The following is an 11,487-nucleotide window of genomic DNA, read 5'->3' on the forward strand; positions in this document are numbered from 1 at the left end:
AGTCCGTCCTCCACGGAGGCGACGTGCCTCAGGAGGCCGGGGACGCCGCCTGCACGAGCCGCACCGAGCCGCCCGACGTGGCGTACCCGCGCCCGGCGGTCAGTGCGACGGGCGCCCGGCGCGGCAGGGCGACGCCCAGGAGCTCGCCGTCGTAGTCGACGTCGGGCTGCAGCAGGAGACCGCAGCGCGCCTTGCGGACGGTCCGCGTCCAGTGGTTGTAGAGCGTCCGCAGGTCGACCGAACGCCCGGCCGCGACGACGCAGAGGCCCGGCCGCTCCGTCGTGAGCAGCGACGCGATCCCCTGGTCGCCGTCCTCGAAGCGTTCCGCGTCGTCGATGAGGAGCAGGACGGGGCCGCGCTCGATCCGGAGCCCGGCGAGGAGCGCGGGCACCTCGTCCGCGCCGACGGCCACGCGGTCGAGGGGTGCGTCGGCGAGGGGCGAACGTCGATCGCAGATCGCCCAGACGGCCGGACGGACACCCTCCGCCGAGCGGGCCAGGTCCGCCATGGCGAGGAGCACCGTCGACTTGCCGGAGCGGGCAGGTCCGGCGACCAGGACGTGCTCGCCGTCGTAGACCTCGAGGACGGCGGTGCCGAGGTCGTCCTCCGCGATGCCGACCGGGATGCGCCACGGTTCGGTCCCGAACTGCGCGGGGGTGGCGAGGTCGCGCACGCTCACGGCGTCGGGCAGGCGTCCGACCGCGCTCGCCTTGGCGGCGGCGTCCGGCCAGGCTGCGGCGACGTCGGCGACCGCCCGGTCGAGGGGCACGGCAGGCGTGGCAACGTGGCTCTGCAGCTTCGTGGTCGAGTCGATGAACCGGCCGGGCACGGGCGGCGGGACGTCCTTCGGGCGCACGCCGATCGACGCGTAGTCGTACGGGTCGGCGAGGCGGAACATCCACTTCTGCGTCGTGACCTCGTCCATCGCCGAGGGGACCGCCTTCGCGCGCGTCGTCGAGACCGCGAACGAGATCCCGAGCGCCGGCCCCTCCGCGTAGACGCGGTACAGCGCGTCGAGGAGCTGCTGCCCCTCGAAGTCCTGGCACTCGTCGCGGAGCGCGGCGAGCCCGTCGATCAGGACGAGCGCGCGTCGTCCGCCCGGCGATGCACGGCGACGCTCGAGGTCGGCGCGCAGGTGTCGGAGGAAACGGGCCTGCAGCTCCCCCGCGCCCGGGCCGGAACCCACGTACGCGGTGGTGTGCGGGAGCCGGGCGAGCGGTGCGAGGTCGCCCGCGCCCATGTCGAGCACGAGCAGGTCGAGCTCGGCGGGGTCGGTGGTCCGGGCGGCCTGGAGGGCGATCGAGGTCAGCGCCGTGCTCGTCCCGCTGCCCGGGATCCCCATGAGCATGAGGTTGCCCTCCGACAGGTCCCAGCCGCCGGCGATCTGCCGCTGGTGGTCCGGGTCGTCGGCGAGGGCCACCGGCACGATGCCGCTCGCCGCGGGGAGTGCGTCGAGGTCGACACGCTCCCCGAGCGCCTCGGGCCAGATCGGCCGCGGCGGCGCGTACCCGGCGGCGTCGTTCGCCTGCCGGATCGCGTCGATGAGGACGTCGAGGTCGGTGTCGTCCGACGCGCTCGCAGCGGGCGCGGGAGCCGGGGCGGGGACGCCGAAGACGTCGGTGGCGCGGACCGTGACGTCCTGCTCCGCACGCTGGTCGCGGGCACGGCCGGTGACGAGCGCGGTCTGCACCGGCGTGATGTCGTCCTGGCCGAGCTTCACGAACGCGCGACCGGTCTGCTGCCGACCGATGCCCGCCGCGACCGGCACACCGATGACGTTGGTCGAGTCCTCGCGGCTCTGCACGCGCAGGGCGACCCGGAGGTTCGTGTTCGCCAGGATGTCCTCGCTGACGACGCCCGCCGGACGCTGCGTCGCGAGGACCATGTGCACGCCCAGGGTCCGGCCGACGGCGGCGATGGCGACGAGCGAGGTCAGGACGTCGGGGAACTCCTTGGCCAGCATCGCGAACTCGTCGACCACGAACAGCAGCCGGGGCATCGGCTCGGTCGGGCGGGTCGCCAGGTAGGCGTCGAGGTTGTCGATGTCCGCACCGGCGCTCGCGAAGACGCGCTGCCGCCGTTCGAGTTCGGCCTCCAGGGCACGGATCGCGCGGTCGGCGAGCTGCTCGTCGAGGTTGCTGATCGTGCCGATGGTGTGCGGGAGCCGCTCACAGGCGGCGAACGCGGCCCCGCCCTTGAAGTCGACGAGCAGGAAGTTCAGTCGGGTCGGGTCGTTGCGGGCCGCGAGCCCCGCGACGAGGGACCGCAGGAACTCGCTCTTGCCGGAACCGGTCGTGCCGCCGACGAGGCCGTGCGGACCGTCCCGGACCAGGTCGATCTCGAGGACGCCGGACTCCGACGAGCCGATGGGCGTCGACGTACCGGTCCGGGCGTCCCAGGCGGCGCGGACCCCGGCGACGGTGGGGCCCTCGTCCATCCCGAGGAGCTCGGGCAGTCGGACCAGGGCGGGCAGGGATGCCCCGGGCACGGTGAGCTCGGGGTCGTCGAAGTGGGCGACGGCCCGGGCCGTCCGCTCGGCGGTGCGGGCGCTGAGGCCGGCCAGCACGACGTCCTCGACGCGGGTGCGGTCCTCCGGCCGGTAGACGGTCGCTGCGGCGTCCGCGGCGACCGTCACGATCGTGGTGCAGGCCGCCGGGAGCTGCTGTTCGTTCGTCGCGATGACGATCCCGCTGACCCGCTGGCGGCGCTCACCGGGGCGGAGCGAGGCGCCCGGGACCGTCCTGCCCTCGCCGAGGAGGTTGCGCGCGGGAGCGTCGCGCCCCTCGGTGAGGACCTCGGAGTCGATGACGACGAGCAGGTTCGGGGTCGGCAGCGCCTCGAGCTGTTCGCGCAGGCCCCGGAGCACAGCCGCGCTCTGGTCGCGCTGTGCCGACATCCACCGGGCGCCCGTACTGCTGCCCGCGACGCGCGTGTGCGGGAGCCAGGAGGCCCAGGACCAGTCCTCCTCGCGGCCCCGGTCGCAGAACACCCCGACCGTCAGGTCCGCCGGCCCGCAGTGCACGGCCGCCTGCGCCAGGAGGCTCCTGGCCAGGGCGAGCGCACCGTCGCGGTCCCCGACGATGCCGACGACGCCCGCGTCGGACAGGTCGGCCACGACCGGAGCCGCCGTCAGTCGGCTGTCGCCGATGGCGGCCTTGGCCTCGTCCTCGAGCTTGGCGGACGCGGCTCGCTGGTCCACCTCGGGACGCCAGGGAGCATCGCCCGTCCCGGCGTGGAGGCTGAGGAAGTCGTCGTCGGCCGAACGGCGCTGCCAGAGAGCCGTGGTCGGGAGGAGCGCACGGCGCACCACGGTCGCCGGATCGGGCACGAGTTCCTGCCGCCGGGCCGCCTCCACCGCGGCCGTGGCGGTGATCTCGCCGCGGAACGACTCGACCGCCTCGGCGAAGCGGGTCTCCTCTTCCTTGAGGTTCTTCGCGCGTCGGTGCTTCTGCTCGAACCACATCCCGATCGCCGTCACGGGGCTGAGCAGGGCGAACAAGGCGAACCGGGCGTCACCGAGGAGCAGGACCATCGCGCCGGCGAGCACGAGGGGTGCCGCGACGGTGATCCAGCTGAACTTGGAGGCCGGTGCGACGTCGCGTCGCGTCGGCGGGGTCACGGTCTCGACGTCGGTGATGCGACCGGGCCGGGGCGGCCGGTTGAACGGGGCGGTGGCCGCCGGGGTGAGGTTCGGCAGCGAACCCGCTGCCGGCACCGTGGTCTCCGTGAGGTCGGGACGCACGAGCAGCACGGCACCGCCCACGATGACGCTCGTCGCTCCGGTCAGCAGGACGCCGTCCTCGTCGATCCGCTCGCACGCGATGACCGTGCCGTTCGTCGAGCCAGCGTCGCGGATCCGGACACCGTCGTCCTCGAGCTCGACGGTGCAGTGCTCCCACGAAGCGCTCTCGGTCGGCAGCACCACGTCGGCCTGGGGGGAACGTCCGACCACGAGGCGACGGTTGTGCGGCACCGGCAGGACCAGCCCGGCGTCGAGTCCGCCCGCGAGCGTGACCGTCCAGCCGTCGAGGGGGCGCGGCCGCTCCTCGACGGTCCGGGCGATCCGAGATCCCTCGAGGAGCACGAGGTCCCCCAGCGGGGTGTCCGGACTCGTCCGGTGCCCGTCGACCGCCAGTGCGTCGTCACCGGTGAGGGTGTGCCCGACGACCGCCGTGACGAGCTGGCCGATCGTGGCCGTCGGCGCCCACCCGTCGACCTCGACGGTCTCGCGTCGGTCGTCGAGCTCGATCAGCACGCGCACGGGGTGGTCCTCTCTCGGGTCCTGTCGTGGTCCTGCAGGGCGACGGTCAGCGGCGGGACGTGTCGGCGAACCAGACGAGCGGTGCCGTCGCCGCGTCGTCCGACCTCGACGCGGGACGCAGGCCGAGGTCCTGCGACGACGCCGCGAGGACCGTCGCCGGCGTGCGCAACGCCTCGCGGGAACCGAAGTCGAGCGCCGGACCGGCCAGACCGTCGCGCGCCCGCAGGTCGAGCCGGGCGAGCGCATCGGTCACGGCTGCGGGCTCGACCGCACGCGCCGAGCCGACGGCCGCGACGAGGGCGACCACGGCGTCGTGGCTCCGGGCGTCCGCGGCTGCAGCGACCGCCGCGAAGGGACGGTCGCCCGTGAGGTTCTTCGCGCCGGCGTCGTCCGCGAGCACCCGGAGGCCGCCGAGGTACGCCGACATCGCACGACCCTCGGCGTCGGTGGCCAGGGCTCGGGCATCGTCGGTCTCGACACCGACCGAGCGGAAGTCGCCGCTCAGGCTGCCGCCGGCCTGCGTCAGCGCGGCGGTGAACGCCGGGCTGGTCGCGTCGGAGGTGAGGACCACGGGCACGGTCACCTTCGCAGCCTGGAGCGCGGCCACGAGAGCACCCTGCCGCGCGCCCGGTCCGCTGAGCACGACGGCATCGGAGTCGGCAGCCCCTGCCTGGGCACCCGCGGCGCCGTCGAGCGTGCCGTTGGTCGTGTCGACGCCCGTGCGCTGGGCGATGCTCGCGGCCAGGGCCGCCGTGTCGGGGTCTCGGACGGCGTCGACGAGGTGCGCGACCCGCAGGCCGGCAGGGGCGCCACCGCCGAGGTCCACGAGCAGCGGCGACTGCGCACGGCCCAGGGCCCGCTGGAGCGCGGACGCGACCGAGTCGGTCGACGGCGCCGTCGACCAGGCGTCGTCTGCGGCGGCGGCGTAGGGCGCGACCACCGGGACGCCTGCGGTCGAGGCGGCGGCGAGGGCCCCGCTCACGTGCTGGCCGGACGTGGCGACGACGATCCCGGCGACGCCCTGCTGGACGAGGGTCTCGACTGCCTTCCGGGCGCCGTCGACCGACCCGCCGTCGTTCTGCGTGACGAGCTGGACGTCGGTGCCGCCGAGTGCGAGCCGGCGCTCCGCGACGAGGGCGCCCTGCGCGGCATCGGCCCACTCGGAGCCCTCACCGTCACCGAGGGTGACCACGACACCGATCTTCGTACCGTCGGGGACGTGTCCGACGGTGATCGGCACGGGGGCCGTCGCGGACACGGCCTCGGCCGGCGCATCGGCGTTCACCCGGACGACCACGATCGCCGCGACCACCGCAGCGGCAGCGAGGACGGCCGTCGAGGCGATGACGACGGTGCGTCGACGCTTCCTGTCGGAGTCGGGCGCCGTGTCCGGTCCGGCGTCGGTGTCGGTGTCACGGTCGGCGGCGCTGTCGCTGCTGATGGTGGCTCGGTCGACGGCGTCACTGCCGGCAGCGGTGGGCTCCGGCGCGGGGGCGTCGGCACGGTCGGTGTGGCGGCTCATCGTGCTCCCCCGATGCGGAAGGCGTACAGGGTCGTCGAGGTCGCACCCTTCGGGACGTCGTACCGGAACGCGGGCAGCTCGTCGGCGGCGTCGAGCGACGCACGGAACTGCTGCTGCTGGAGCAGGATGCCGCCCACGTCCTCGGCGCGGACGTTGGCGTACCCGGCCGCGTTCTGCGAGGCGAGCGCCAGCTGGTAGTCGGCGGAGTCGGACTTCGCGGCGCTGGTCGCCATCGCGCCCAGGATCCCGGAGCCGTTCACCTTCCGGTCGCCCAGGTCGAGCATGACCCGGTTGAGGTCGCCGGAGAGGAGCGTGTTCGCTCCCTCGACGTCACGGACCGAGGCGCTCGTGCTCGCGTCGATGCGCTGCAGGCTCGCCGCAGTCTGGCTGCTCACCGATGCGGCGAGTTCGCTGCCCTGCTGCTGGAGCGTGCTCTTCTGCTGGTCGATCGTGCCCTTGGAGTCGCTCGTGACCTCCTGCGCGGTGGTGCGGAGTCCGGCGATCGACTGGTCGAAGGCCTGGATGACCGACTCGCGGCTGGCGCCGGCGGTGTCGCTGACCTTCCGCACCTGGTCGTCGATGAGCGCCTGCACCTGCTTGCTCGAGTCGTCGGACGCCTGCTGGAACGCCGCGCGGACGGCGTCCTGGAGCTTCGACTGCTGGTCGGCGACCTTGACGAGCTGCCCGTTGACCACCGCCCCGCTGGCCGCGGCCTGCCCGACACGGTCCTGCAGGTCGCGGACCGACCCACTGACCGACCCGTCGTCGGCCGCGATCGCCGAGCGGACCTGCTGCACGCCCCCACGGAGCGCACCGACGGACGCGGCCAGGGTGTTCGTGGCCGCACCGACACCGGTCGTCGACTGCCGGTCGGTCTCGGCGATGAGTGCGTCCCAGGCGGACGCCTGCTGCGCGAGCCGCTCGTCCATGGGCGTGGCGAAGCCGAGGCCGGGTCGCAGCGTGGTGCCGTCTGCAGCACCCGGGCACGGCGTGGCGGTGAGGTACCCGCGGAGCGCGTCCGCGTCGTCCTGGTCGATACGGCCGAGCGTCACGAGGCCACAGACCCGGTCGGCGAGAGCCCGGTTCTGCGACTGCAGTGAGGTGTTGAAGAACGGTCCGTCCGGAGCATCGCCGAGCACGCCACGAGCGGTCCGAGCACGTTGGTTGATGCTCGCCAGACCCTCCTGGACGGGGCGGACCGACTGCTCGGTCGTCGTGATCAGGGCGTCCAACTCCGTCAGTGCCTCGTCGACGCTGCCGTCGTCGCTTCCGACGGTCTCGAGCCGGCTCGCGATCTCGGCGAGCTGGTCGTTCAGCGCCTTCGACTGCGCGATCGCCGTCTTCGACAGGTTCGGGTCGAGCCCGGCTGCGAGCTCCTGCCCCTTCGAGACCAGGCCGATGAGCGAGGTGTTGACCGCAGCCGACGACGCCCAGAGCGCACAGGTCAACGAGCCACGGGCCTCCTCGCTGGCGCACGCCGTCGCGTCCGGCGACGCCGGACCGACCGACGCGGCGAGCTGCGCGCTCACCCGCTGCTTGCACTGCTCACTCGCATCGGCGTAGCCGTCGAGCTGCGAGGAGATGCGGAGCAGGTTCGCGTAGACGCTGCCGCGCGCCCCGTCGGACTTCGGCATGCTCTTGCAGACGGCGCCCTCGAGGACCGGCGTCGGGGCGGTGGCCGACGTGTCCCCGAGCAGCGCGTCGAGGCTGCTCGTCGTCTGCTGCAGCTGCTGCAGCACCGTGGACTGCGTCGCCTGGACGGTCGAGCCGAGATCGCCGTTCAACGACGTGAGCTGACCGGAGAGCGACTGCATGGTGCTCGCGAGTGACGAGCTGCTGTCCTTGAGACGCTCCGCGGTGCGCACGCCGAGGGTCTGCGAGGTCGTCTCGAGGTTCGACCGGACCTCGGTGATCGTGCCACCGGCGCGCGCGAGGACCTCGTTCACCTGGGCGATGAGGTCGATGGTGCGGCGCTGGAGGGCGAGTTCAGAGTCGGTCTGCGACCCGAACGCACCGTTCATCACGCCCGTCGTCGAGAGATCCGTCGTGAGGCCGGGCTGCGCCGCGACGTCGAACGCCGGCGTCGACAGGTCCTCGACGTCGGCGACGAGGTGCAGCGTGCTGCTCGCCCCCGAGGTCGGCGGTGCGAGCAGACGGCCCCACTGCACGACCGCGTCACCGTCGCCGTTCGTGCTCACGACACCGTCCGTCGCGGCGCCGCCGTCGACCGCCTGGGTGACGACCCGGTCGGGCCGCACGCCGGGGAGCACCGTCGAGGCCGCGATGCTGAACGGCGCGCCGACCAGGGCCGGCGTCGTCCGCGCGGAACCGGCCACGTCGTAGGAGATGTTCTTCGGCCGGACGGTCAGGTTCTCGATCGTCAGGTCGATCTCGACGCGACCCGAGTACCCGTCGAGGTCGCTGAGGTCGGTACCCGACCGCTTGTCGGTCGTGTACTGCGTCGTGATGCGGAGCGGGAGGTCTGCCGCGGCGTCGGCGGCCTCGTGCTGCGTGGTCTTCGAGGACGAACGGTCGCCGGCCACCGAGATGGTCGTGTCCGACACCGCGCTGACGGCACCGTTCGTCGTGAGCACGGTGTCGACGGTCTGCAGGACCCGTGACGGGTCCGCGACCTGGTCCTGATCTGCGGTGCAGCCCACGAGCACCAGCGCGAGCGCGCCGGTGATGGCCACGCCACCGATCAGTCGGTCACCTGTTCGTGCTCCGGTCCCCCCGGCGCGCCTGAGCATCACGATCGTCCCCCTCAAGAATCGACTGCTCCTCCGATGGTAGCGACGGAGCACCTCGCCGACCGGCTTCTCCACAGGGATCCTGGCCCCCGTTCGGGCCACGGCGCACCTGCTCCCACGGCCGGGTCCCGGCTTGACCAGCGTCGGTGAACTGTTATTCTGCACATGTGTTCTGGGGGGATCGCCGAACGGACCGACGGTCGGCGGAGCACGGACGTCGGGCTGGTCGGCAACACGCGTTGCCGGCCAGTCCGCGCTCGCTCGGTACGGTGTGACGCATGTGGACCACGGTGCTGTCACTGGGCATCGCCCTCGTCGTCGGCTACGCGATCGTCGTGCTGGTCAAGGTCACGACGGAGCGGCGCGACGAGCGACGGGCCGACCGAGGCCTGGAGCTCCCGCGCGAGGCCGGCGCCATCGTCACCGTCCGCCTCCGTCGATGGCAGTGGATGACCATCGCCGTCGTCTCGATCCTGTTCGCGGTCGTCGGGGCACTCGCAACGGTGGTGACGGTCACTGCGCTCGCCTCGGGAGCGTCCGGCTCCGACGCGGGGCCGGGACCGGCGATCACCGCCGGGGCGATCCTGCTGTGCGGCGTCGGTGGCCTCCTGCTGTCCGGTTCGATGCGGCGGACCCGGATCCTCGGGATGGACGACCACGTGTTGGTCCGGCAGGGGTTCCGTGCCGAACGACGCGTCGCGGTGTCCGAGATCGCCGCGGTGCTGCCCCTCGCGAACCAGTACGGCGGACTCGAGGGCCGTGCGGCCGACGGCAGCCGGTTGTTCTCGGTGATGGGTCTAGCCCGCGGCTTCACGGCGTTCGAGGAGTACCTCGACGAGCGCATCGAGCGGCCGGATCACCCGGACCCGACGGCGCCCTGGGTCCCGCCGGCAGCGGGATGATCGAGCGGTCAGGGCTCGACACGGTGGTCGTAGGCGGCCGGTGAGATCCCGACTGTTGCCAGGACGTCCCGCAGTCGGTACGTCGCTTCTCCGACCGTGAACCGAGCCCGGCGCGATTGCTCGAGCGCCTTCGCGACGCGGTCGGCGTTGAACGAGTTGATCCCGTCCTGCAGCAAGATCTTGCCGCACTCCTCGGTCACCACCACGACCTGCGTACCGCCCCCTCCACCGCCGCGGAAGGATCGGCTCGACTCGGAACCCGTTGCTGCGCTGCGGACGGTACAGGTGACGGACATCCGGTGACCATCGTCGTACGAGATGAGCGCGACCGGGACGACGAAGAACAGCAGCGCGGGGAGGACGATGACCAGCAACACGAGGAAGATCCCGACGGCGGGGCGCTTCTTCGTCGTCAGGGCCGTGGCTCTGTGCCTCAGGGTTCCCGCCCCCCTCCTCGAACCGACCACCGTCCCGATGACGATCGTCGTGCGACCTTCGTGTTGACGGCACCTCGGGATGATCCCTCCCCGAGTATTCTTCCCCAGCTCGATCCCACCTGTCGAACACCGATTACTCCGATGGGACGAACGCAATTTAGCGCACCGTTCACTTCACCTGGCTGCGTCCTCCGTCGGTAGGCTCCGGTCATGTTCGGACGGCGATCACCGAGGCAGACCGGTCCAGTACTCCCTGCACCGGACGAATGGCGTGACGATGCGCTCGTGATGGCTGCGAGCATCGAGGAGCTCGGTCTGCTCCACCGCGCGCAGGTCGTCCTCCGCGTCGAGTGTTCCGGCAGCACGGCGTCCTTCCGCGCGGAGGAGGTCATCTCGCTGCTCGACCGCCGAACGCAACGCGTCGAGTCCGACACCACGCCGCTCGCGTTCCTCGTGTCGGCGGGGCGCCGCAGGGGCTCGCGGTGAGGTGCCCGGTGACGTGTCGGTCGAGTTTCGGTCCACGCCGCAGGTCGACTACGTGATCCACACGGTCAGCGGAGAGGATGCCGCAAGACTGCGCGAGTGGCTGGCGAAGGGCGGCGCTTCCGGCACGGGCTCCGACTGACGGGTCGTACCGGGTGAGGTCCTCTCCCCCGCCGCTCTCACGCTGGCGCGAACGAGTTCACGACCGGCGCGACCTTCAGGTCCGCAGGAAGCCCCTCAGGTCGAACGCGCTCTTCTCTGCCCCGAAGCGATACGGCCCGCCAGGCACAACTTGCTCGGCGAAGCGTTGCATGTTCGCCCGTGTGACGTCCTGTTGGTACAGCAGGTTGCCGCACGCGGTCTCGAGAGCACGGTCCGCCGCAACGCGGATCCCGTCTCGGCCGGACGAGCCGAGCAACGGCTTGCTCCACGCGGCGAGTCGGGTTCACGGAGCGTCGCCGGAGCGGCATCAACAGCTCCGGCGCACTCCACTTGCGCCACCCTCGGTCTCCCGGCCGGGTGCTCGCTCCTGGGAACTGCGAAGGGCCCGAACTGCGCGATCGGGCGATGTCAGCGCACACCACCGGAGGCCCGAACTGCGCGATCGGGCGATGTCAGCGCACACCACCGGAGGCCCGAACCTCGGTCTCACCCGTTCCCCGCCTCCGAAGCACCGCAACGATGGGTCGCCTCGTCGGATCCTCTCAGTCAGGTCGCTGGACTTCGACGGACTGATTGATTGCCCGAAGCTGATCCCTGAAGCGGTAGGAGGCGGCTCCGACGATGAACTCGTAGGTCTGTCCCGCGTGGAACTCTGCTGCGATCCTCGGAGCGCTTGAGGCAGTCACCTGCCTCCGGATGAACACCGTGCCACAGTCGGGCGAATCGATCCGCACTTGGTTGTACGTCGCGCCGACCCCCCTCACGGACCTCGACGAACCGTCGCCGGCAACTGCGGAACTGACGACACACTTCACTGTCAGTGGGTGTGACGCGTCGTAGGCCTTCAAACTGATCGGTGCAACGAAGATCAGCGCGATGACGACCAGCACCCCGAGGAGCCAGGTGCCGAAGATGAGCTTCTTGGCTCGCATCGAGCGTTCCTTGCGCTTCTGCTGGGTCACTGATTCTT

General features: G+C 72.0%; 7 protein-coding genes. 2 read left to right on the forward strand and 5 right to left on the reverse strand.

Annotated elements, in window-relative coordinates:
* Positions 1 to 28 precede the first annotated feature (28 nt).
* The 3 genes from QOL16_RS15495 to QOL16_RS15505 are packed head-to-tail and all read right to left on the reverse strand — an operon-like array spanning position 29 to position 8,476.
* Positions 29 to 4,261, reverse strand: coding sequence for an FtsK/SpoIIIE domain-containing protein (locus QOL16_RS15495; RefSeq protein WP_071285006.1), 4,233 nt, complete (start codon positions 4,259 to 4,261; stop codon positions 29 to 31).
* Between the two features lie 46 nt (positions 4,262 to 4,307).
* A complete protein-coding gene (locus QOL16_RS15500; protein ID WP_071285007.1) occupies positions 4,308 to 5,783 on the reverse strand; it encodes a hypothetical protein in 1,476 nt (491 codons plus the stop codon).
* Positions 5,780 to 8,476, reverse strand: a complete 2,697-nt coding sequence (locus QOL16_RS15505) for a hypothetical protein (protein ID WP_071285008.1) — start codon at positions 8,474 to 8,476, stop codon at positions 5,780 to 5,782. Before QOL16_RS15505 ends, QOL16_RS15500 begins: the two co-directional genes overlap by 4 nt.
* Before the next feature lie 335 nt (positions 8,477 to 8,811).
* Between QOL16_RS15505 and QOL16_RS15510 the strand changes: the two genes are divergently transcribed.
* Positions 8,812 to 9,435 (forward strand): hypothetical protein, encoded by a 624-nt coding sequence (locus tag QOL16_RS15510; RefSeq protein WP_065963281.1) that lies wholly within the window; start codon positions 8,812 to 8,814, stop codon positions 9,433 to 9,435.
* Between the two features lie 8 nt (positions 9,436 to 9,443).
* Here the strand turns inward: QOL16_RS15510 and QOL16_RS15515 are convergent, their stop codons facing one another.
* Positions 9,444 to 9,812: a hypothetical protein gene (locus QOL16_RS15515; RefSeq protein WP_071246193.1), complete on the reverse strand. Its 369-nt coding sequence runs from the start codon at positions 9,810 to 9,812 to the stop codon at positions 9,444 to 9,446.
* Positions 9,813 to 10,160: 348 nt separating this feature from the next.
* Here QOL16_RS15515 and QOL16_RS15520 point away from each other — a divergent pair, with 348 nt between their 5' ends.
* Positions 10,161 to 10,358 carry a hypothetical protein gene (locus tag QOL16_RS15520; RefSeq protein WP_065963285.1) on the forward strand — a complete coding sequence of 66 codons (198 nt, stop codon included), beginning with the start codon at positions 10,161 to 10,163 and terminating at the stop codon, positions 10,356 to 10,358.
* A 701-nt stretch (positions 10,359 to 11,059) separates the two neighbouring features.
* Here the strand turns inward: QOL16_RS15520 and QOL16_RS15525 are convergent.
* Positions 11,060 to 11,479 (reverse strand): hypothetical protein, encoded by a 420-nt coding sequence (locus QOL16_RS15525; protein ID WP_065963289.1) that lies wholly within the window; start codon positions 11,477 to 11,479, stop codon positions 11,060 to 11,062.
* Between the last annotated feature and the right edge of the window lie 8 nt (positions 11,480 to 11,487).

The organism is Curtobacterium sp. MCBA15_004 (genome assembly GCF_001865055.2).
Taxonomy (GTDB): Bacteria; Actinomycetota; Actinomycetes; order Actinomycetales; family Microbacteriaceae; genus Curtobacterium.